The 22,770-nt window shown below is 48.0% G+C and carries 22 protein-coding genes and 1 tRNA gene; 1 reads left to right on the forward strand and 22 read right to left on the reverse strand.

The features are described 5' to 3' along the window. Positions 1 to 18 precede the first annotated feature (18 nt). From HDCHBGLK_RS17800 to HDCHBGLK_RS17840, 9 genes are all read right to left on the reverse strand, one after another. A complete protein-coding gene (locus HDCHBGLK_RS17800; protein ID WP_004604781.1) occupies positions 19 to 351 on the reverse strand; it encodes a branched-chain amino acid transporter permease in 333 nt (110 codons plus the stop codon). Continuing rightward, complete coding sequence (locus tag HDCHBGLK_RS17805) at positions 342 to 1,049, reverse strand: AzlC family ABC transporter permease (RefSeq protein ID WP_009248634.1); 708 nt, start codon at positions 1,047 to 1,049, stop codon at positions 342 to 344. The genes HDCHBGLK_RS17800 and HDCHBGLK_RS17805 overlap by 10 nt, the downstream gene beginning before the upstream one ends. 103 nt (positions 1,050 to 1,152) lie before the next feature. Next, a complete protein-coding gene (locus HDCHBGLK_RS17810) occupies positions 1,153 to 1,782 on the reverse strand; it encodes a hypothetical protein (protein WP_004604779.1) in 630 nt (209 codons plus the stop codon). 35 nt (positions 1,783 to 1,817) lie between these two features. Beyond that, positions 1,818 to 1,889: transfer RNA gene (locus HDCHBGLK_RS17815), tRNA-Arg, on the reverse strand. A 114-nt stretch (positions 1,890 to 2,003) separates the two neighbouring features. Then, the gene (locus tag HDCHBGLK_RS17820) at positions 2,004 to 2,879 is read right to left on the reverse strand and encodes a DUF5688 family protein (RefSeq protein ID WP_004604778.1); all 876 of its coding nucleotides are present in this window, start codon (positions 2,877 to 2,879) and stop codon (positions 2,004 to 2,006) included. Between the two features lie 154 nt (positions 2,880 to 3,033). Next, a complete protein-coding gene (gene efp, locus HDCHBGLK_RS17825) occupies positions 3,034 to 3,591 on the reverse strand; it encodes an elongation factor P (protein ID WP_004604777.1) in 558 nt (185 codons plus the stop codon). A gap of 92 nt (positions 3,592 to 3,683) precedes the next feature. Next, positions 3,684 to 4,184, reverse strand: a complete 501-nt coding sequence (locus HDCHBGLK_RS17830; RefSeq protein ID WP_004604776.1) for a YqeG family HAD IIIA-type phosphatase — start codon at positions 4,182 to 4,184, stop codon at positions 3,684 to 3,686. Beyond that, on the reverse strand, positions 4,184 to 4,969 hold the full coding sequence (locus HDCHBGLK_RS17835) for a shikimate kinase (RefSeq protein ID WP_004604775.1): 786 nt from the start codon (positions 4,967 to 4,969) through the stop codon (positions 4,184 to 4,186). The genes HDCHBGLK_RS17830 and HDCHBGLK_RS17835 overlap by 1 nt, the downstream gene beginning before the upstream one ends. A 134-nt stretch (positions 4,970 to 5,103) precedes the next feature. Beyond that, entirely contained in the window at positions 5,104 to 5,994 is an 891-nt protein-coding gene (locus HDCHBGLK_RS17840) for a LysR family transcriptional regulator (protein ID WP_004604774.1), read from the reverse strand. Between the two features lie 167 nt (positions 5,995 to 6,161). Here HDCHBGLK_RS17840 and HDCHBGLK_RS17845 point away from each other — a divergent pair, with 167 nt between their 5' ends. Next, positions 6,162 to 8,165: an oxidoreductase gene (locus tag HDCHBGLK_RS17845; protein WP_039909174.1), complete on the forward strand. Its 2,004-nt coding sequence runs from the start codon at positions 6,162 to 6,164 to the stop codon at positions 8,163 to 8,165. Between the two features lie 67 nt (positions 8,166 to 8,232). Here HDCHBGLK_RS17845 and HDCHBGLK_RS17850 read toward each other — a convergent pair whose 3' ends face one another. The 13 genes from HDCHBGLK_RS17850 to HDCHBGLK_RS17910 all read right to left on the reverse strand — a co-directional run bounded on the left by HDCHBGLK_RS17850 (position 8,233) and on the right by HDCHBGLK_RS17910 (position 22,745). Continuing rightward, positions 8,233 to 8,925: a peptidoglycan recognition protein family protein gene (locus HDCHBGLK_RS17850; protein ID WP_009248636.1), complete on the reverse strand. Its 693-nt coding sequence runs from the start codon at positions 8,923 to 8,925 to the stop codon at positions 8,233 to 8,235. A gap of 107 nt (positions 8,926 to 9,032) precedes the next feature. Then, positions 9,033 to 10,064 carry an aldose epimerase family protein gene (locus HDCHBGLK_RS17855; RefSeq protein ID WP_009248637.1) on the reverse strand — a complete coding sequence of 344 codons (1,032 nt, stop codon included), beginning with the start codon at positions 10,062 to 10,064 and terminating at the stop codon, positions 9,033 to 9,035. A 217-nt stretch (positions 10,065 to 10,281) separates the two neighbouring features. Then, entirely contained in the window at positions 10,282 to 11,736 is a 1,455-nt protein-coding gene (gene guaB / locus HDCHBGLK_RS17860; protein WP_004604770.1) for an IMP dehydrogenase, read from the reverse strand. A gap of 98 nt (positions 11,737 to 11,834) precedes the next feature. Continuing rightward, positions 11,835 to 12,326 carry a DUF6106 family protein gene (locus HDCHBGLK_RS17865; RefSeq protein ID WP_004604769.1) on the reverse strand — a complete coding sequence of 164 codons (492 nt, stop codon included), beginning with the start codon at positions 12,324 to 12,326 and terminating at the stop codon, positions 11,835 to 11,837. A 126-nt stretch (positions 12,327 to 12,452) separates the two neighbouring features. Further along, positions 12,453 to 14,078, reverse strand: coding sequence for a chaperonin GroEL (gene groL, locus HDCHBGLK_RS17870; RefSeq protein WP_004604768.1), 1,626 nt, complete (start codon positions 14,076 to 14,078; stop codon positions 12,453 to 12,455). A gap of 54 nt (positions 14,079 to 14,132) precedes the next feature. Beyond that, the gene (locus HDCHBGLK_RS17875) at positions 14,133 to 14,417 is read right to left on the reverse strand and encodes a co-chaperone GroES (protein ID WP_004604767.1); all 285 of its coding nucleotides are present in this window, start codon (positions 14,415 to 14,417) and stop codon (positions 14,133 to 14,135) included. 113 nt (positions 14,418 to 14,530) lie between these two features. Continuing rightward, positions 14,531 to 14,836, reverse strand: coding sequence for a hypothetical protein (locus HDCHBGLK_RS17880; protein ID WP_004604766.1), 306 nt, complete (start codon positions 14,834 to 14,836; stop codon positions 14,531 to 14,533). Between the two features lie 67 nt (positions 14,837 to 14,903). Further along, complete coding sequence (codY, locus tag HDCHBGLK_RS17885; RefSeq protein WP_009248639.1) at positions 14,904 to 15,686, reverse strand: GTP-sensing pleiotropic transcriptional regulator CodY; 783 nt, start codon at positions 15,684 to 15,686, stop codon at positions 14,904 to 14,906. A gap of 63 nt (positions 15,687 to 15,749) precedes the next feature. Then, positions 15,750 to 17,834, reverse strand: a complete 2,085-nt coding sequence (gene topA, locus HDCHBGLK_RS17890) for a type I DNA topoisomerase (RefSeq protein ID WP_039909173.1) — start codon at positions 17,832 to 17,834, stop codon at positions 15,750 to 15,752. Between the two features lie 38 nt (positions 17,835 to 17,872). Then, a complete protein-coding gene (gene dprA, locus HDCHBGLK_RS17895; RefSeq protein WP_009248641.1) occupies positions 17,873 to 18,952 on the reverse strand; it encodes a DNA-processing protein DprA in 1,080 nt (359 codons plus the stop codon). Between the two features lie 5 nt (positions 18,953 to 18,957). Beyond that, the gene (locus HDCHBGLK_RS17900) at positions 18,958 to 20,493 is read right to left on the reverse strand and encodes a YifB family Mg chelatase-like AAA ATPase (protein ID WP_009248642.1); all 1,536 of its coding nucleotides are present in this window, start codon (positions 20,491 to 20,493) and stop codon (positions 18,958 to 18,960) included. Between the two features lie 132 nt (positions 20,494 to 20,625). Further along, positions 20,626 to 22,569 carry a DUF5107 domain-containing protein gene (locus tag HDCHBGLK_RS17905; protein ID WP_004604761.1) on the reverse strand — a complete coding sequence of 648 codons (1,944 nt, stop codon included), beginning with the start codon at positions 22,567 to 22,569 and terminating at the stop codon, positions 20,626 to 20,628. Beyond that, positions 22,566 to 22,745 (reverse strand): ribbon-helix-helix domain-containing protein, encoded by a 180-nt coding sequence (locus tag HDCHBGLK_RS17910; protein ID WP_004604760.1) that lies wholly within the window; start codon positions 22,743 to 22,745, stop codon positions 22,566 to 22,568. Before HDCHBGLK_RS17910 ends, HDCHBGLK_RS17905 begins: the two co-directional genes overlap by 4 nt. Positions 22,746 to 22,770: the final 25 nt, after the last annotated feature.

Consider the following 22,770-nt stretch of genomic DNA (forward strand, 5'->3'; position numbering starts at 1 on the left):
CTTTTTATGAATCTCTTATTAGAATACAGCCTGGATTAGTACCATATAGAGGATCGTCCCGGCGCCGATGCTCAGAAGATTGTTCCTCTTCCAGACGTGCAGTCCGGCCGTAACCGCCACCGCTATGGCCTCAGGCAGCCCATGGGGCGCCTTCATCACGGGCGTAGCCTTCAGGCAGTATACCACCAGCATCCCGATTACCGCCGGAGTCAGTACCTTCCCCAGGTACTGGATCACGGCCGGAATCTCTTTCCCTTTCGGGAAGATCAGAAAGGGAACCACTCTGGTCGCAAATGTAGTCAAGGCAACCGTCAGGATCACAAGAAATGACATTGCTGCACTTATTGGCATGTCCCATCCACCTGCCTTTCCAGCCTGGTCCTTGCGATAAAAAGAACCAGAATGATTAAAATCATGGACGGCAGCACGAAACTGTCCATCCCGAATATCTGCAGGCAGATAAAGGATGCGGCCACGCCGATCATCTCTGGAATACAGTTCTTGCGATCCATCCACTGCTCTACAAATATCACCACGAACAAGGCTGTCATGGCAAAATCAATTCCTTCTGAATTAAAGGGAATCAGCGTTCCGGCAAGCCCGCCGATGGCGGAGCCGATGACCCAGTAGGACTGGTTCATGATGGATATGGCAAACAGGAATTTTTCTTCCTCCACCCCTTCTGGGACGTTTGTAGTACAAAGCAGAGAATAGGTCTCATCCGTAAGCCCGAATATCATATACCAGCGTTTCTTTCCCATATTATGAAATCTCTCCAGCAGCGATATTCCGTAGAATATGTGTCGCACGTTCACCATCAGCGTCATGAATATCACCTGGATAAGTGAAATCCCAGGCACAAAAAAATTCACAGCCAGGTATTGTCCTGATCCAGCGTAGACCAGCAGGCTCATCAGCATTGCCCAGAGAAAGGAATATCCCTTCTCTGCATACATCACGCCAAATGCTATCCCGATAAACAGATAGCCGGTCAGTACCGGAATCGTGTACGGGAAAGCCTTCTTAAATGCCATCTTATAACCAGACATATGCTCCCATCCTTCGTCTCTCATTCCTTCTTAAATATAAACATCATAAAAGAGGCCAGTCCCCTGCATATCCCACAAGGGCCTGCCCCCTCCAAAACCTCGATCAGCTTCCGGTAGAGTCTTCATAAGCATTTTTTAAATCTATTAGCGCTTCCTGAAGAAGTGCATCCGACTGCACAGCCTCATGATACGCCGTCTGCGTCTCTTCAATCAGAGCCTGTACATCCTCATGCTGTGCGATTTCATTGATATAGGACTTTACATCCTCCTCTTCTACGGCTGCACTGACTTGATACCCGCCATCCTTGTCTTTGCAGACATATACGGTGCCAAGTCCCGGAACCTTTGTATAGATATCCTTTATCTTCATCTCATATCTGACAAATGCCACATATGTATCCTTATACTTTCCAAGTTTAGTATATACCTTGATATTATCATAGGCTTCTACAAAACTTGCTTTATCTCCCAGCGACTGGTAATACTTGTCCACTACGCCGGTAATCTCCGGATATTCATCCATCCGAAGCGGATTCAGCTCCATGCTGCTGCATCCTCTGTTCTCCGTCTTCAGATCCTCTGAATTTGTCTTTTGTGCTTTCCGGGCTTTCTCGTTGGTAAGGCTGAATCCGGCTACTCCGATCACCAGTACAAGTACGGCCAGGGTTATGATAATGCCTGCCCTTCCCCGAACCTTGCGCCTGGCGGAATAGTCTTTGCTTCTTCCTTCCATAAGACTACCTCCACTTATAAGCACTTAAAAAAGTACACACCCGGGCGGATTCGAACCGCCGCTCCCGCCTCCGGAGGGCGGTGCTCTATCCCCTGAGCTACGGGTGCATGTATGATTACCTTTATGAAATTGCCTTTGTAATATTAACACATTTATCCAAAAAAGTAAAGGAAATGATTACGACATTTCCTTTACTTTTTTATTTCAGGCGATTTTTCAAGCTAGATCCGCAATTTTTTCTGCTTCCGGTCATAATAGTACGCATGGTTTGAAAGCACTTCCTCCGGATCCACCTGCGTCTCATTGATCTCTTTCACCAGCCTGCTTAGTTCCGCCTGTCCTGGCGCCTCACTCTCCGGCACGATGATCACCTCATGGACGCTGCTTGGCAGCACATAATAATTTTCCTTAAGATAGTCGCCGATCTTTTCAAGCCTTCCTTCGTACAGGATCGCCGCTGCGCCGTAACTGCGGATCTCATTGCTTAAGATGTACATCATATCCTCTTTCCCCTTTTCTTCCATGCCCGTCAATTCCTCAATCACCGCCCGCATGGTCTGGAATTCATCCGGGAGCAGCACGTGGGTATTCCTGCATGCCCACCTATACACGCCCTCCATGGTCTCGCCCCACATGGCAAGATGCTCATTTCTTATCATCATGGATGCAGTACCATAGGGAGTCACTTCCAGCAGTGCATAGAAGATCACCGCCAGGTCCAGATATCGTTTATGCGGCGCGTTTTTAAGCATCTGACGATTGGATTCGCGGTTGACCAGATGATATATGATCTTCCCTCTGACACGCTCATAGTCCTTAATATAATCGCTTTCAAAAGAACTTCCAAATCGCACTTGTGCATACAGCCTTAAGATATCTCCCGCAATCTCCTCCACCGTTCCTCCATGCTGGAACTGCTGGTAGTACTCTTCCAGATAGATGGTGGGGGATATATTGATTCCCTGCTCCACGATATTAAGCCCCTGCCTCCTTGTGCCGTTATTCTTGACCGCGGTGTGGATGGAAACGGTCACATTCTCTTGGATCCTCTCCTTTACTTTCACTTCCACTGCCTGGATAAACTGGTAATAAGTCATAGAACTCCTTTCCTTATGGCAGCATGGTATTTTTTCATGGTAACGCGGCACGAACGCGCCTTTGAAAAGATAGAAAAATATGAGTTGATTGATTATGGTATTACAATTATAAAAAAGCCCCGCAAAAATTGCAAGGCTTTTTTTACAATTAGCATTATACTCTGGAAAGATAGTCTCCTGTACGCGTGTCGATCTTGATCTTCTCGCCTGATTCAACGAACAGAGGAACCATTACCTGCGCGCCCGTCTCAACAATCGCCGGCTTTGTAGCGCCTGTTGCCGTATCACCCTTGAATCCAGGCTCTGTCTCCGTAATCTCAAGTTCTACGTTCAGAGGCGGCTCTATGGCAAATACGCTGCCCTGGTAAGAACTGAGCTTGACGTTTTCATTCTCTTTTACAAACTTCAGGGAATCCCCTACTGTGTCGTTATTGACAGCAATCTGGTCATAGGTCTCTGTGTCCATGAAATAGTAAAGATCTCCGTCGTTGTAGAGATACTGCATCTCTTTTCTGTCGATATGCGCGTTCTCAAACTTTTCTGTTGGGCGGAATGTCTTCTCAACAACGCCGCCGTTAATAATATTCTTTAACTTTGTACGTACGAAAGCCGCACCTTTTCCCGGCTTTACATGCTGGAATTCCAGAATCTGGAATACGTTTCCTTCAATCTCTACAGTAAGGCCGTTCTTAAAATCTCCTGCTGATACCATTCTATAATCCTCCTTAGTCGTGCCCGGATGGCACTATACGTTCTTTCACTTTTTTCATTCTATAATAGATTACGCCTTTTTTCAACCCTTTTTTACCGCATAAGACTCCTGCGGTAAAAGAATAGCACGATTTTCTCCAAATACCGCTTCAGAACGATCTGAAACTCTTCTTTCGGATGAATCGGCTTTACCAGAATATTATGGATTCCAGCCCTCTTAGCACCCCATACATCGGTAAAAAGCTGATCTCCGATAAACAGCGTGTTGCTCCGATCTGTCCCCATCTTCTCCATGGCCTTGATATAGTTCTTCGTGGATGGCTTATGGGCATTGTATACATAATCTGTCTGGATATCCTGATTGAACATCTTGACCCTGGGTTCCTGGTTATTGGAGATCAGGCAGCTCCTGAAACCGATCTTTCTAAGCCTGTCAAACAGCGTTATCGCCCTGTTGTCCGCCGGCGCGCCATGGGGGACTAACGTATTGTCTATATCGAAGATCAGGCCCCTGTAGCCTTCTTCGTACAATTTTTCAAAATCTATGACATAGGTAGATGCAATATACCTGTCTGGATAAAACATATCAAACATTAGCGTTCTTCCATTTCCGACAGTCGCTGGATTAGTTCCTCGCAGATCTGCAGGACTGTCTTGTCATCCGTATTAATTACGATGTCTGCTGCCGCTTCGTATTTTTCACGACGCTGCTCCATAAGTTCAGAGATGCCCTTTACATTCTTCCTTCCTTTGAGCACAGGCCTGTCATCGCTGTCCTTCACCCTTTCATAGATGGTCTCCGGGCTTGCAGTCAGAAGCACCACCCTGCCGTTCTTCTTCATCTCCGCTACGTTTCTCTCTCTTAAGGCAGCGCCGCCGCCGCAGGAGATCACCGTATTCTTATGAGACTGCATTTCGATCAGCAGATTTGTCTCCAGGTCACGGAAGTATTCTTCCCCGTATGTAGCAAAGATATCAGGAATACTCATCTCTTCCCGTTCTGCGATCACTTGATCCATCTCGATGATTTCCATGGCAAACATGGTACTCAGGTAATCGGATATGGTGGTCTTTCCTGCTCCCATAAATCCAATCAGCACAATATTGTAATCAAATAATTTTCTGGCCTGGATTCTCTTGCTGTTACGCAGAATGCAACGGAAAACATCATAGATTTCCTCTTTGTACTTGTTATCGGCAAGTTTCTCTTCCAGCCTCGTCTTCTGTTTCGCCTCCTGCTGCGGCTGCAGGATCGGCATTCCATACGTTTCCTTATATGCCATGATCTTCTCAATGATCGCATTACGCTCTACCAACGCGTCAATAATCTTGTCATCGCACAGCCCCAACTGCTCTCTGTACATCTCTAAATCATTCATGTCTTATCTCTCCTACTTCCTATCTACTTTCAAACTGTTAACAAGCATATCTGCGCCCTTCCTTCGTAGGGCATACATGGTATACACACTCGTGTATTATATCAATATTCCCGCACTTTCGCAAGAATTTCCGTCTATTTTTTCAAGCCATGCCGCGACTTGACATAGTCTATAAAATCCTTTGCTATTGGGGCCAGATATTTATTCTTGCAGGTAACCATATAGATCAGCCTCCTATAATTCAGATTCTCTATTTCCAGGAATGCGGCACGCATACTGCGTATGGCCGGCACGTCCGGCACGATTCCAACGCCGAAGCCTTTTGCCACCAGTCCTACAAGCGCGCTGTCTTCATCCACCATGTACCGGATATCCGGCTTTTCCCCTTGCTCTTTGAATATCTGGTCTATCACGGGCCGCAGGCCGCTCTCTTCATTAAAGAAAATCTGGGGATAGACTGCCAGTTCCGCAATTTCCACGCTGCCCCGGCTTGCCAGGGGGTGTCCCAATGGAACCGCCGCAATCAGTTTCTCCTGTGCCACAGGAAAGAACTCCAGATCTTTCTGCCCCTCTTTCATGGAGCAGAAGCCTACGTCGTATTTTTCTTCCCGGATTCCCTTTAAGATTTTCTCTGTCACGCCATTGTGAAAGCCGAATTCCACCTCCCTGTGCGGGTTCTCATTCAAGAACCCTTTCACCACCTCCGGTATGAATTCTCCTCCCTGAGTATAGATATATCCCATGTCTATGTGTCCGCTGGTTTCGCTCGTCATCGCTTTCATCTTGCGTATGCCTGCATCCAGAATGCTTAACGCTTCTTCGGCATATTCCATAAATAGCCTGCCGTACTTGGTCAGGACAACATTCCGTCCCTGCTTTTCAAACAGATAAGTCCCTAGCTCATTTTCTAACGAGGAAATCGCATGACTTAAACTTGGCTGCGTGATTGACAGTTTTTCCGCTGCTCTTGTGTAATGCTCCATATGTGCAAGTGTTACAAAGTATTGTAGCTGATTTAAGTTCATATTTTATCCTCCTTTGTCGATTTTTACCAAGTATAGCACAATACATAGACAAATTCTATCGTCTACGTCAAAAACATGAATTTGTTTTATATTTAACGATGAATTATAATCCAGTTAAAGAGTTAAATCAACGGTTTACCAACTGAAAAAAATTGGAGGATGATACTATGAAGAATAACTATCCACACGTCTTTTCCACACTTTCCTTAAGGGGAATGACCATGCGAAACCGAGTTGCAATGATGCCCATGGGGAGCGATTTTGCAGGGCATGACGGCCAGTTAAGCGACGAGCATATCAAATACTATGAGTTAAGAGCCCGGGGCGGCGCAGGCCTGATCATCGTAGAGAACATCTGCGTCAAATATCCGGAGGGCTCCAATGGGACCACCCAGCTGCGGATCGACAAAGACTGCTATATTCCCCGCCTGTTTGCGCTCACGGAAGCCTGTCACCGCCATGGCGCGTGCATGGGCATCCAGATCAACCACGCCGGCGCGTCCGCCATGGCGTCCCGCATTGGCATGCAGCCGGTCTCCGCATCCACCCTTCCTTCCAAGTCTGGCGGGGACATTCCTCGTCCTCTTTCCAAGGAAGAATTAAAGAGCATTGCCAAAGACTACGGCGCCGCCGCAAGACGCGCCGTCAACGCGGGGTTTGACCTGATTGAGGTTCACGCCGGCCACTCCTACCTGATCAGCCAGTTCTTGTCGCCGACCATGAATGACCGTACCGATGAATTTGGCGGCTGTGCCAAGAACCGCGCAAGATTCTGCCGCATGGTCATTGACGAAGTAAGGAAAGCCATCGGGCCAAGAGTTCCCATCTCCCTTCGTCTCAGCGTTGATGAATTGGTAGAAGGAGGCAATTCTGTGGATGACTGCCTGGAATACCTGGAATATCTCAACGATGAAGTAGATCTTTTTGATACCTCTTCCGGGCTGAATCCTTCAATCCAATACCAGATTGATGCCAACTATCTGGAAGACGGCTGGCGCTCTTATATGGCCAAGGCTGTCCGGGACAAGTTCGGCAAGCCCACGATTGCTATCGGCAATATCCGCAATCCTCAGGTTGCGGAGGATATCCTGGCTAGAGGCGATGCGGACTTGATCGGCATGGGCCGCGGACTGATCGCCGATCCTGACTGGTGCAACAAGGCCAGATATGGGGATGTAAGAGACATCCGCAAATGCATCTCCTGTAATGTCGGATGCGTAGGGAACCGTATCGGAGGCAACAAGCCCCTTAGATGCACCATCAATCCGGATCTCATCAATGGAGAATCCTATAAAAAGACAGCCGTCAAAAAGCCATGCCACGTAGTCGTAGTAGGCGCAGGAACCGCCGGACTGGAAGCCGCCTGCACCGCGGCGGAGGTCGGATGCAATGTTACGCTGCTGGAAAAAAAGGATTCCATAGGAGGCCTTTCTGTAGAAATATCCAAGATTCCTGCCAAGAAAAGACTTGCGGACTTCCCTGCATACTTGAAGCGCCGCGCCTCCAAGCTTAAAAACCTTAAAATCCTCACCGGCGTGGATGCTACCTTGGACGTGATCAAGGAACAAAACCCCCATCTTGTTGTCAATGCGACAGGCTCTGTCCCCCTCCTTCCTCCGATTGAAGGGCTGCATGAAAACCTTAAGAATGAGGAGGCTTGCGTATACTCTATTCTGGACATGATTGACCAGATAGACTCCTACCCCGAAGACATGACCGGCAAAAAGGTGGTCGTCATCGGCGGCGGAGCAGTCGGCCTGGATGTGGTGGAATTCTTCGCTCCCCGCGGGGCAGATACTGCCATCGTCGAGATGCTTCCGATGATCGGAAACGGGCTGGACGCCTCGTCTACCGCCAGCATGAAAGAATGTATGGAGAAGCACCAGGTCAGACAGATGACGAACACCGCGCTGATGAAAGTAAATCCTCATTCCTTCCTGGTAAAATACGATGGCAAAGAGGAGGAGCTGCACTTTGATTATGGATTCGTATGCCTGGGAATGAAGGCAAACGCACCAATCTGGGACGCGATTGCAGAAGGGTTTGAGGGTACAGATACGGAAATCATCAATATCGGCGACTCAGTCCGTGCAAGACGCATCATTGATGGAACGGACGCCGGCCGTCACCTGGTATTGAATACGCTGGAAAGGCTTGGATATCTGGACTAGGAAAGCAGCAATCGAAAAACAGCATGGGAAATTGCCCATGCTGTTTTTCGAATCTTCTATATAACTTTTATTTAAGTCTATCCAGCTGCTTTCCTACATCCTTCCTGAATTGCTCCCATGCCTTCTCATTTTCCACGAAATACTTTGGACAATCCTTGCCAGTCACATCATAGTGACGTATCACGTCATTCCCATCTAAATCGAACTTCAGGCACAGCCAAGCACATAATTCCACCATAGATTGATAGGTCTTATCGTTAAATTTCCCAGTCTCATCCGGATGGCAGCACTCGATGGATACCGTGTCAAGGTTCCGACTGTTGGACGCATAGGCCTCCTCCCAGGTGGGAACGCACTGGACGATCTCTCCTTCCAGGCCTACCACAAAGTTGCTGCTCACCTTGGTCTCGTGGCTGTCTTTGAGGTTTTCAAAATAATTCCGGTTGTCCATGGCTGACGCTCCGGGATTGGCGGTATAGTGCACGACAACGCCTGTAATCTTCTTCGCCTCCGTTCCCGGCCTGGAATACGGGTTCACCGTCAGAAGTTCCACGTCGATGTCCGGCCTTGCCGCATCGATATCCTTCCCTTTCAGTTCCACATATTCGTCCGTAAACCAGGCAGGCTTGACAATCCTCAGTATTTCAAATAAGACTGCCAGGACTAATAATATAAGAAGTCCCAGGCGGATATTACGCCGGATCTTTCTCTTTCGCTGCGCGTCCGTTAATTTTCTATGGTAATTCCTCTTCTTCCTCATCCATACTCTCCGTAAACTTTTCATTCGTTTATCTGGTATTATCATACCATATAATCCGCAGTTTTTTATGAAAAGTTACTTATGATTTTCTGAAGATTCACAGGCTATTATCCTTTGACAAACCGGTACGCCGTTGTAGTCTCATATACCTCCCCTGCCTTCACTTCCGGACCCTCAAAGTGATCCTTGTGCACTGCGTCCGGAAAATACTGGGTCTCAAAGCAGGCTGCCTGGCGCATGTTATAGACTGCTCCTGCCTTGCCCTTTTCATGATCCACAAAGTTGGCCGTGTAGAATTGCATGCCCGGAAGATCCGTGTATACCTCCATAGCAATCCCTGACTCCTTCGATCGCATAAATGCCGCCTTGCGATACCCATTTCCGTTCAGCACCCAGTTATGATCATAGCCCTTGCCGAATTCCAGCGCCTCATAGGCTTCTTCTATCTCTGCCCCTACAGGCTTTAACTGCCTGAAGTCCATCGGCGTTCCGCTAACCGGCACGATCTCTCCTGTAGGAATGGACTGGCTGTCCGCTCTGGCATATGCATCCGCATACAGCATCACTTCCTGATCAAGCACGGTGCCGGATGCATGGCCGGACAAATTAAAATAACTATGGTTGGTCAGATTCATCAGGGTATCCGCATCCGGAACTGCCCGGTAATGAATCTTTACCTCATTGTCCTTTGTCAATGTATATGTCACACTAATCTTTACATTCCCCGGGAACCCCTGGTCTCCGGAAGGGCTGTCCATCAGAAATTCCACATGGTCCTCCTGCGTCTCCCCGGTCTTCCAAATTCTTTTATTGTAAAAATCCCTGCCGCCGTGGAGGGTGTTCTGTCCATCGTTACGCGTCAGTTCATAGGTTCTTCCACCCAGCCGGAATTCTCCGTTTCCAATACGGTTTGCGACCCTTCCTATCGTAGCGCCGAAAAATGCATTCCCCGCCTCATATCCTTGTACATCATCATATCCCAGCACCACATCCAGAAGTCTTCCTTCCTTGTCAGGAACCCTTACCTGTACCAGTGTGGCTCCATAATCGGACACTTTTATCTCCATGCCCTTATCATTCTGAATGGTAAAAAGTCTTGCCTCTTCTCCCTTAGATGTCATTCCAAAACTATGTGTCATCTCTTTGCCTCCTTTGAATTACAAATCTGAATTCCTTGATACGCATAGCCGGATTGCTAGCATAGGCAAAATACCAGATCCCGTCCAGGCTCTGCCTGAGAGGCATCTTCTCCTCTATCCTCCTATCCTTACAATCCGTGGGCTTTAAAAAAGACGCCCGGTGGATGTTTCCCTTACGGACGTCTTTTATATGGCTCTTAACTATATCGCTTCTTTTTTACTCATCTACGCTGTAGTTTGGCGCTTCCTTCGTAATATGGATATCGTGAGGATGGCTTTCCTTCAGGGATGCGGAAGAGATCTTCACGAACTGTCCCTTCTGCTTCAGATCCTCGATTGTCGGCGCGCCGCAATATCCCATGCCTGAACGCAAGCCGCCCATCAGCTGGAATACCGTATCTTCCACCGTGCCTTTATAGGCAACACGGCCTTCCACGCCTTCCGGAACCAGTTTCTTCGCATCCGTCTGGAAATAGCGGTCCTTGCTTCCGTTCTCCATCGCTGCGATGGATCCCATCCCACGGTATACCTTATATTTCCTTCCCTGGTACAGTTCAAAGGTTCCGGGGCTTTCATCGCATCCTGCAAAGATACTTCCCATCATGCAGACATTCGCTCCTGCCGCAATTGCCTTTGTCATATCTCCGGAGTACTTGATTCCTCCATCGGCAATAATCGGAACCCCATACTTGTCTGCCGCCTCGTAGCAATTCATGACAGCGGTAATCTGAGGAACTCCGATTCCTGCAATAATGCGGGTGGTACAGATAGACCCCGGTCCGATTCCCACCTTGACCGCATCAGCGCCAGACTTAATCAGCGCTTCCGCTGCTTTTGCGGTAGCCACGTTTCCTGCAATCACCTGCAGATCCGGGAACTTGCTCTTGATCATGTCAACCGTATGCAGAACATTTGCGGAATGGCCATGAGCGGAGTCCAGAACTACCACGTCGACTTTTGCGTTCACCAGTTCCTGAGCCCGGTCAAGGCAGTTTGCCGTAATGCCGATTGCCGCGCCGCACAGCAGGCGTCCTTGTCCGTCCTTGGCTGACAGCGGATACTTGATCTGCTTCTCGATATCCTTGATCGTGATCAGTCCCTTCAGGTTAAAGTCCTTATCCACGATCGGGAGTTTTTCCTTTCTTGCCTTTGCCAGAATCTTCTTGGCCTCGTCCAATGTGATTCCCTCCGGAGCTGTGATTAATCCTTCGGAAGTCATGGATTCTTTGATCTTCTTTGAAAAGTCTTCTTCGAATTTTAAATCACGGTTCGTGATGATACCAACTAATTTCTTTCCTTCGGTAATCGGAACGCCAGATATCCGAAACTTCGCCATCAGATTATTGGCATCCTCCAGAGTATGTTCCGGTGACAGGTAAAAAGGATCTGTGATTACGCCATTTTCAGAACGCTTTACCTTGTCCACTTCTTCTGCCTGCTGCTCAATAGGCATGTTCTTATGAATAATACCGATGCCCCCCTGTCTTGCCATCGCGATTGCCATACGGTGTTCCGTAACCGTATCCATTCCCGCGCTCATCATCGGTATGTTTAACTTAATCTTCTTGGTCAGGTAGGTTGATAAATCCACTTGGTTCGGAATCACTTCTGAATAGCCCGGAACTAAGAGCACATCATCGAATGTAATCCCATCTCCAATTATCTTTCCCATGATTATATCCTCTCTTTCTCTTTTCAAATTTTACGATTAACTGCTATGATAACCAATCTGCGCACTATTTGTCAACATATTTCGACCACTTTTTAAATTTACTTGCGCACGACCTTCCTGGGGGCCATCATATAAAACCCTTCTACAATCGTATCATTCGGTTCAAATATAATCTTCTTCTGCTCGCCCCTCTCGGATACTACAAGCGCATAGAGGGCGGCTTGTCCGCTCCCGGAACTGTAATTATAGGTCTTGGCCTTCTGGTACTGGCGTACTTCGATAGAATCAGCGGGTGCCAGAATCTCAAGATCATTGACGTTAGCGGAAAACATCCGCTTGCGCTTTGCCTTGTTCATAATCTTGTCAATATCCAGATCCCCATTCACAAACAGGTACTCATACTCCACATTCAACCTCCGGAACATGAGCACATCCAGAATAACCGCCAGGACCGGCAGGATAATACCGAATGGAAACAGAAACACGATCAAGACAGAAACGATCGTCACCGCAACCAGCGCCGCCTTTATTACAATATCCTTCATGCCCGCCTGTTTCTTCACTAACTGTTCTGTATAATAGTCGCTCATCTTTTATTCCTCCACAATCTATACTGAATGCCATTATTGTACCATACTTTCAGGCAAAAAGAAAACTCCCCGTCAGAGGAGTTTTCAAAAATTTCATACTTTATATAGCTGCAGAAATGATTTACGTTACATCATGCCCATTCCGGCCCCTGCTCCTGCAGGCATTGCCGGTGTCTCTTCCTTAATGTTGGCAACAACAGACTCTGTCGTAAGCAGTGTAGATGCAACGCTGGTAGCGTTCTGAAGAGCGCTTCTTGTAACCTTTGCAGGATCCAGGATTCCGCTCTCTACCATATCTACATAGTTTTCTGTCAGCGCGTCGAATCCGTATCCTGGATCAGACTCTTTTACCTTGTTGATAATTACGGAACCTTCCAGTCCGGCATTTGCAGCAATATGATACAGCGGAGACTCCAGTGCCTTCAATACTACGTTCGCGCCAGTCTTCTCATCGCCCTCCAGGCTTTCTGCCAATGCTGCCACTTCTTTTGCCGCGTGGATATATGCAGATCCGCCTCCTGCGATGATGCCTTCTTCAACTGCCGCTCTTGTGGCATTCAGGGCATCTTCCATACGCATTTTTGCTTCCTTCATCTCAGTCTCGGTTGCTGCTCCTACACGGATTACCGCTACGCCGCCTGCCAGTTTTGCAAGTCTTTCCTGTAATTTTTCTTTATCGAAATCAGATGTGGTCTCTTCAATCTGAGCCTTGATCTGAGCGACACGGTCAGCAATCTCTTTCTTGTCTCCTATGCCATCCACAATAACGGTATTCTCTTTCTGGATCTTGACGGATTTGGCACGTCCTAACTGCTCCATCGTAGTCTCTTTCAGATCCATTCCCAGTTCATCAGAGATCACCTGTCCGCCTGTCAGGATCGCGATATCTTTGAGCATCTCTTTTCTTCTGTCTCCATATCCAGGTGCTTTTACGGCCGCTACATTGAAGGTTCCACGCAGTTTGTTTACAATCAATGTGGTAAGAGCCTCGCCCTCGATATCCTCAGCGATGATCAGAAGTCTTGCTCCAGACTGTACGATCTGCTCTAACAGAGGAAGAATATCCTGGATATTGGAAATCTTCTTGTCTGTAATCAGGATATATGGATCTTCCAGATTTGCTTCCATCTTATCCATATCCGTTGCCATGTATGCGGAAACATATCCGCGGTCAAACTGCATACCTTCTACCAGATCCAGTTCCGTCTTCATCGTCTTGGATTCTTCGATCGTAATTACGCCGTCATTGGAAACCTTCTCCATTGCATCCGCAACCATCTCCCCAACTTCTACATCGCCTGCGGAGATTGCTGCAACTTTTGCGATCTGATCTTTGTCCTTTACTTTGCTGGACATCTTAGCGATTGCATCAACCGCCTTGTCAGTTGCCTTTTTCATGCCTTTGCGAAGGATAATCGGGTTTGCCCCTGCAGCCAGATTCTTCATACCTTCATGAACCATTGCCTGTGCAAGCACGGTTGCTGTGGTTGTGCCATCACCGGCCACGTCGTTGGTCTTGGATGCAACTTCCTTGATCAGCTGCGCTCCCATATTCTCAAAAGCATCCTCAAGCTCGATTTCTTTTGCAATCGTAACACCGTCGTTCGTGATAAGCGGCGCGCCGAAAGATTTATCCAACACTACGTTACGTCCTTTTGGTCCAAGCGTTACCCTAACGGTATCTGCCAGCTGGTTAACTCCTGTTTCCAATGCGCTTCTTGCCTCAGCGCCATATTTAATTTCCTTTGCCATGATTACATTCCTCCTGCTCTTTCTATGCTATAATCTTTTTCAAACTTCACTTCTTTATTCAACGATTGCAAGGATATCATCCTGTTTTACGATGATATACTCTTCATCATCAATTTCAACCGTTGTTCCTGCATATTTAGAATAAATAACTTTCTGGCCTGTCGCGACATTCATCTTAACTTCCTTGCCATCAACTGTTCCACCAGGTCCAACAGCGATTACTTCTGCCTGCTGCGGTTTCTCTTTGGACTGTCCGGGAATCACGATTCCGGATTTTGTAGTTTCTTCTGCTACTAACTGTTTTAATACGACTCTGTCTCCCAATGGTACTAATTTCATATTTATTCCTCCTTAATATTATCTATATTTGTTAGCACTCATAAAAAGAGAGTGCTAAAAGACTCTAGATATAAAATAGCACTCTCTCGTTATTTTGTCAACAACCTTTATATTTAGTTTACAAGATTTTTATAAAATCCATTCCGAATCTGGAATTTTACGATTCTCCCAACCTTATTCCAATATCTTTCCCTGATGGTTCCGCTACATCCGATAACGCCCTTGGGCGTGTCGATCCTGCATTCGTAGATGCCATCCAGGGAGAAGACCGGAAGCTGCGTCTCATCTGATAACAAATATATACATTCTTCTTCCGGATTATACGTGATTATGCTGCAATGGTACGTTGCCTTATCAAAGAACCCTTCTTTCAAGATCATACGGGTCATCTTGATATCAGCGGAACACTCCTCATACATGCCTGCTTCTCCCTTCCCAAGTTCAAATAAGGGTATCAGTCGCCCGATACCCCTTTATCCGTCTTTCTTATTTTGCACGTTCTGCCTTGATATGTTCCAGTTCCGTAAATACATAATCATTTACGACCTTGATATAGGTTCCCTTCATACCGGAAGAACGTGACTCGATCACTCCGGCGCTTTCGAATTTCCGGAGCGCATTTACAATCACGGATCTGGTAATCCCTACCCGGTCTGCGATCTTGCTGGCAACCAGGATTCCCTCCGTGCCATCCAGTTCCTCAAAGATATGGATGATCGCCTCCAGTTCTGAATAGGACAGGGTGCTGATAGCCGACTGGACGATATGCTCCTTCCTGGTCTCTTCAGCGCTCTCCTCATTTACGGACCTGAGCATTTCAAGTCCTACTACCGTTGTTCCATATTCACTTAAAATAATGTCGTCAATTTCATACATCTGGTCTCTCTTATAGATAAATAGTGTTCCCAGACGCTCGCCTGCAATATCAATGGGGGTGATGATGGCCTGATAACCCTTCACCGCCTCTTCCGAAAATCCAAGGGTCTGCAGGTTTACATTCTCCTTGGTGGATAAAATACTCAGCAGGCGCTCATTCAGCATATCATCGATATGCCTCCCGACTTCCCGCTCCAGCAGTTCCTTGATAATTGGAACTCCCTCGCAATTACTGCCGCCCAGCACTTTGCCCTTTTTACTGACTACCAGAACATTGGAATCCAGTATTTCAGTAAGCACTTCGCAGATATCATTAAATACGACCTTGCTGGAATTATTATTATGCAGTAATTTGTTGATTTTTCTAGTTTTATCTAACAATTGTACACTCATTGCCATTCCTCCATCCTTTGATTGTTATATTATCATACAATTCAATAACATTCAATGAATTTCCTAAATATTTTTAATAATCTCTTTATTTTCCACATATCCGCATTGTTCATCACTGCAAAGCAGCTTATTTCCCTTTTCTACCATATGGCTTCCACACCTCGGACACTTCTTCGTCGATGGCTTCTGCCAGGACATAAATTCGCAATTGGGGTTGTCTTCGCACCCATAATATTTTCGTCCCTTCTTCGTCTTACGGATCACCACATCCTTGCCGCAGACCGGGCAAGGCACGCCGATCTTTTCCAGATAAGGCTTGGTATTCCTGCACTCCGGGAATCCCGGACAAGCCAGGAAACGTCCATGGGGTCCATATTTAATGACCATATTGCGGCCGCACTGGTCACAGATCACATCCGTAACCTCATCTTCTATCTTGACTGCTTCCTGTTCCTTCTCCGCTTTTTCGACGGCTTTCTCAAGATCCGGATAGAAATTCTCGATAATCGTCTTCCATCCTACTTTTCCCTCTGCCACCCCATCAAGAAGGCTTTCCATATTGGCTGTGAAGTTCACGTCCACAATGCTGGGAAAGGACTGCTTCATAATATTATTGACCACTTCGCCGATCTCTGTGAGATAAAGGTTCTTATTCTCCTTGGCCACATATCTTCTGGCAATAATTGTAGAAATTGTAGGCGCATAAGTACTTGGGCGGCCGATACCCAGCTCCTCAAGCGTCTTTACCAGCGCTGCCTCCGTATAATGGGCTGGCGGCTGGGTGAAATGCTGCTTTGACTCAAAACTTTCTTTGGTAAGCCTGGAATCCATATCAAGGCCTTTCAGCAGCACGTTGCTTTCTTCCTTCTCTTCTCCTGCCTCCGTATATACAGAACGGAATCCTTCGAAGATAATCTTGGACGCTGCCACCGTAAACCGATACGTTCCTGCCGCGATCTTCACGGACGTGGTCTCGTATCTGGCAGGCCGCATCCTGCTGGCAACAAACCGTTTCCATATCAGCTGGTACAGACGGAACTGATCCCTGGTCAGGGAATCCTTCATAACTGCCGGCGTGCGCGATACATCCGTAGGCCTTATCGCCTCATGGGCGTCCTGGATGATCTTTTTGTCAGCCCCTTCTTTTGCTTCTCCTGCTGCCACATACTCTTTTCCGTAATTAGACGCGATGTATTCTCTTACACTGGCGTCAGCCTCTTCCGATACCCTGGTGGAATCCGTACGCAGATAGGTAATGATTCCGACGGTGCCATTCCCTTTGATGTCAATTCCCTCATAGAGCTGCTGGGCAATCCTCATCGTCTTTGAGGTGGCAAAATTCAGCGCTTTGGATGCTTCCTGCTGGAGCGTGCTGGTGGTAAAAGGAACCGGGGCCTTTTTAATCCGCTCGCCCTTTTTAATGTCTGCCACGGAATAATCGGCCTGATCCACTTCTTTCAGAATCTGTTCCAGTTCTTCCTTGGAACGGATGGTCATCTTCTTTTTCTCTGTGCCGTAGAATTTCGCGGTCAGAATCTTCTTCTCTCCTTCTACTTTCAAGTTGGCATCCAGCGTCCAGTATTCTTCCGGGATGAATGCATTGATCTCTTCCTCCCGGTCCGCGATAATACGAAGCGCCACCGACTGAACCCGCCCGGCACTCAAGCCTCTCTTGACCTTGGCCCACAAAAGAGGGCTGATCCTGTATCCGACAATTCGATCCAGAACCCTTCTCGCCTGCTGGGCATCAACCAGATCCATATCAATTTCTCTTGCGTTTTTAAGGGATGCTTTTACTGCGTTCTTTGTAATCTCATTAAAACTAATGCGGTAAGTCTTCTTATTCTCCAACTTCAAGGCCTGGCTCAAATGCCACGAAATAGCCTCTCCTTCCCGGTCCGGGTCAGTCGCGAGATACACCTTATCTGCTTTTTTCACTTCCTTGCGCAGATTTGCCAGTATCTCTCCTTTCCCCCGTATTGTAATGTACTTCGGCTCATAATCATGCTCAACGTCAACGCCCAGCTGGCTCTTGGGCAGATCCCTGACATGCCCGTTGGATGCGGTAACCACATAATTACTTCCCAGAAATTTTTTAATTGTCTTCACCTTTGCAGGCGACTCCACGATTACAAGATAGCGTGCCATATAACTGCTTCCTCCATAAAAAACGACTTGCCGGTCTTTCACCGGATTCTTATATAATAATTTTTAGATACTTCTTTAATATATCCCTCTAATTCCAGAGTTATCAGCCTCTCCAGAAGTTCCTTCGGACATAGTCCGGTCTCTTCTAATAATTGGCCAATGCTCTTCGGGAACAAACCGAGACAACTATACACCATATTTTCAGGACTTTCAAGCATTTTTTTATTTTCGTCAGAATTTTGCCCTGGATTCATATTGCTGATTTCCAATTCCATTAATAGATCTTCCGGAGATAGGAGAATCCCTGCGCCTTGCTTGATCAGCCGGTGGCAGCCCTGGCTTGCCGGGCTTGTTACGGGGCCAGGCAGCGCATAGACATCCTTTCCCTGTTCCAAGGCCATATCTGCGGTAATCAAAGAGCCGCTTCTTTCTTTTGCTTCTATTATAAGAACTACATCTGACAGACCGCTGATGATTCGGTTCCGCTCCGGAAAATATGCCGGCAGCGGCGGCTGTCCCGGAATCTGCTCCGATATCAGGCCTCCATTTTCCTGAAGATCCATATACAGCCCGATATGCTCTCTTGGATAACAGACATCGACGCCGCATCCTAATATACCATATGTCCTTCCTCTTCCGTTTAATGCGCCTCTTTGCCCTGCGCCATCGATTCCTCTCGCCATGCCGCTGATCACTTGAACTCCTGCTTTTGCAAGTTTCTCTCCATAGGCAAGCGCCATCTGCTCGCCGTAAGGAGTGCAGCGTCTGGCTCCTACGATCGCTGCGCTGGGAGAATCTTCTTTGGGAAGGCTTCCCTTTACATATAGTGCATAAGGCGGATTAGGAATATGCTTCAGTTTCTCTGGATATTCCCTGGAAAAATAAGGAATGAACCGTATATTTTCCTCTTTCAGCCTTGCCCACCTCTCCTCAATCTTCTTATCTCCTTGCGCCTTCCTGATTGTTTCAACATCCTTCGCGTTCAGATACTCTTGAAAATGAAGTTTTGTTTCTTCTATATAATAAACAGTTCTTCCGCTTCCTAAATTTTCCCTTAGCATCCTCTTTTTCTTCGGCTGAAGCGGTTTTATGGATGCAAGCCAGTATTCATATACCACCTTTTCTACCTCCCCCAATATTTCTTGTCTATCGTCCGGTAGCTGATTGCCTCTTTCAGATGATGCTCCCGGATTCTTTCACTCTCCTCCATATCCGCAATCGTACGTGCCACCCGCAATATCTTATGGTAGGTTCTTGCCGTCAGCCCCATCGCCAGATACGCGCGCTTCATCAGCCGTTCTTCATTATCCCCTAATTGGCAGTACTTCTCCAGTTCCCTGACGCCCAGCAGGGCATTCGATGTTATCCCGGTTTCTGCATAACGCATGTTCTGGATGTTTCTGGTCTTTACTACCCTCTTTCGTACCTCTTTTGAACTTTCCTGGGGCTTCCGGACGCTTAAGGCTTCATACTTGATCCGAGGAGTTTCTATACACAGATCCATACGATCCAGAAATGGCTGGCTGATCCTGCCCAAGTAATGCCGGATCTGTCCTGGCGTGCAGGTGCATTTTTCTAAATTCGGATAATTGCCGCAAGGGCATGGATTCATTGCGGCAACCAGTATGAAATTGGCCGGAAACACATAGGTTCCATGGCTGCGGGCAATCCGAATCTGCTTTTCTTCCAGAGGCTGTCTTAATACTTCCAGAACATTCTTTTGAAATTCCGCCAGTTCATCCAGAAACAGCACGCCTTCATGGGCCAGGCTGATCTCTCCCGGAACCGGGACCAGCCCGCCGCCTATCAATGCAGCCTTCGTCACCGTGTGGTGAACGCTTCTCACTGGTCGGCCCGTAATCAATGGACGCTCCCTGTCTACCATTCCAAGAACGCTGTAAATCTTCGTGATCTCTATGCTTTCTTCCGGCGTAGGCGGCGGAAGAATGGTGGGAATTCTTTTTGCCAGCATGGATTTCCCGCTTCCCGGAGGTCCCACCATAAGAAGATTATGACCGCCTGCAGCCGCGACTTCTGCCGCTCTTTTTACTGCCTCCTGCCCCTGGATATCTCCAAAGTCCACGGACAATTCCTCTCTCCCTCCTTCCATCTTCCCATCCTGTCTTACTTCTTCTTTAAGCGCCACCTCTCCATTCAGGTAATCACAGGCTTCTTTCAAATGCCTGACCCCTAAGATCCTGATCCCTTCCACCAGCGCTCCTTCCGGTGCATTGCGTATCGGAAGGATGCAGGTGCGACATCCTGCCCTCCTGGCTTCCAGCACAATTGGAAGGATGCCTGGAACCTCCTGAACCCTTCCATCCAGGCCCAGTTCCCCGATTACCAGCGTACGCTCCAGCTCCTCCCCCTCAATTTCACCCAAAGCCGCCATCACCGCCAGGGCAATTGGCAAGTCAAAGGAAGCCCCCTTCTTTCTCACCGTAGCCGGGGCCAGATTCACTACCACCTTCCTGGCTGGTATCTGGATGCCCGCGTTTCGGATTGCTGTTCTTACCCTTTCAGATGCTTCCTTTACCTCAGCGGACAGATATCCTACCATATGGAACATGGGAAGTCCATTGCTTACATCCGCCTCAACATGAACCATCTCCACGTGCAGCCCTTGGATGGAGGCGGATAATACCGTATGAAATGCCATTCGCATCTTCCTTTCTTATTCTTGGTAAATCATTTGTTCTATAATCTGTGATATGCGGCCGAAACGGCCCGATAGAAGCCAAAGGGAAAAGACTTGCCAGACTGGCAGTATCGCCTCTTCCCCAGGCGTGAATTATAAAGAATAAAAGTCCCATTGACGAGGAATCTCATCCGGCTTTCGCCCATACACCGCTTCATAGGCACTGCTCCAAAGTTCGGAAATACTATCCTCGCCTTCTCTTAAGTCATCCAGCACGTAATCCGGATGCGCCGCAAAGTATGCAAGCACCTCCTGACACCTGCCTTCATGGGAAAGGGCCGTCAGATAATCGAATACGACCCGGCTTTCTGTCCGCGTCTTTTCCGGAAGTTCCTCGCAGACCCGGATGACTCTGCGGTATTCCTTTGTCTTCAGGATAAGCCGCAGCCCTTCTTTGACATAAGACAGATCCTCCTTCCTCATGCCAATTCCCTTTTCCAGCCATTCCGCCGCCTCCGCGGACCGTTCCTTTTGCATCGCAAGCACCCCCAGGCCATGGCAGGCCCATGGGTTCTCTCTCAGTCTGAGCGAATAAAGAAATGCTTCTCGAGCTGCTTCTTCCTTCCCATAATACAGATGCATGACTCCCAGCTGGTAACTGGCATGCCAATCCAGATCTTCTTCCTTCATGCCCTTTAACCTCTCATAGTAGCAGGCATCACACATAAATTCGTCCGGCCTTTCCCTGTCCTCCCTTCGCCCAAGCCTTCCTTCCTCCAAAAGCATGGCCCAGTTCTCCAGGGATTCCCCCTTCATATGGTACTCCAGATGGGACGACAAAGGCCTTTCGCCGGCCAGATCCCTCCTGAGGACTTCCAGCGCCCCAAAACCGCTCCCTTCATACACGGCAATGCCCTTTCGCCTAGCCATGGTTCTTGTCTTTTTAAGCCTTCCTTCCAACTGCTCCTCCTGGATTCTTGCGGCAACCTTTCCTGCAAGCGCGGCACTTAATTCTTCAAACCCCAGCCGCAGTTCTTCCGGCTGAACCTGGATGCTTCCATACCGTTCCATCCATTCCCAGGCGCTGTGGGGAGGCATCGGGATACAGCCATACTGGGTCTTTCCAAGGCCTGCCTGGATCTCCACATATCTGCCGGCATCCTCTGTCAGGAATTCCTGCCACCGGTCTGCTCCCTCCTTATGTCCCCAGGAAAATAATTTCCTTCCCCTGAGTCTTTTGGTAGAATACTGAAGCAGTCCATAGCCTTCCTGGTTCAGATTGGCTATAAACTTAGGACTTTCTTCCGGTATATTAAAGAAATAGTCGGTCTGGGAAGGAATATTCTCGTATCTGGTTATATCCACTCCCTCCACTTGCGGAATCGAAACCTTAGAAACCTTGGCCTCCCTGCTGGTATATGCTTCTTTGGCCGGAACCACGATTCTTCCGCCTGCGTATTCCGGCACCGCCATATTGCTCCACCAGTACATGGGCACAACCCGGCTCCCTGAATTGACGATACGCATCCGGCAGTTCAGGCAGGCATCCTTCTCCTCCAGCCAGAAATCCATCTGGTATTCCACGCCCCGGATTCTCTCGTATTCATACATGCGCAGCACCGGGATGCCCGCCTCCTCAAGCCTGGCCGTATAAAGCGGGCGGACAGTAAAGGGCGTATGCCCGATGATGCCGGGGTTCCACTCGACTCCCCCACTGAACCAGGCATTACACGCTGCCAGATTGCTGAAGCGTATCACATCATTGGTGTACAAAAGGTTTTCTTGCCGCCTCTTATCCCAAAGTTCCCACAGCCTTCCTCCGTATTCCGGAAGAAAAACCGCCCGGAGACAGTCGTTTTCCAAAACAGCAGTCTTCACCCGTCGTTCTTTCAGTTCGCGGCTATATGCCTGGTACTGGCGGTAAGGATAAGCGTTCTTTCTGGTTCCATATGCTTCAAATATCTCATCCTCCTCATCCAGGTCAAATTCCAGATCATTCTGAAGGATCGCGCTTCCTGCTATATCCGGCACGCTGCTTTCCTCCCCCAGGCTGCATGCCCGCATTCTCTTTGTCTCAAATCTCAGTTCTGGCTTCATACCGTTCCTTTTCCCTCCTCTGTCAGCATCTGGATCGCCTGCCTCAATGCTTCGGACTTGGCAATCTGCATCTTCTCGCAGTAGGCGTCCAGACGCTCCTTGGTTTCCTTATCCATCCGCATGGAGCAGATAACGTCCTTATTATTGGTTCCTCTGGGCCTTCCCGGTCTTCCCATATTCCCACATCCTTTTCATCATTTC

The sequence above is a fragment of the [Clostridium] scindens ATCC 35704 genome (assembly GCF_004295125.1).
Classification (GTDB): Bacteria; Bacillota; Clostridia; order Lachnospirales; family Lachnospiraceae; genus Clostridium_AP; species Clostridium_AP scindens.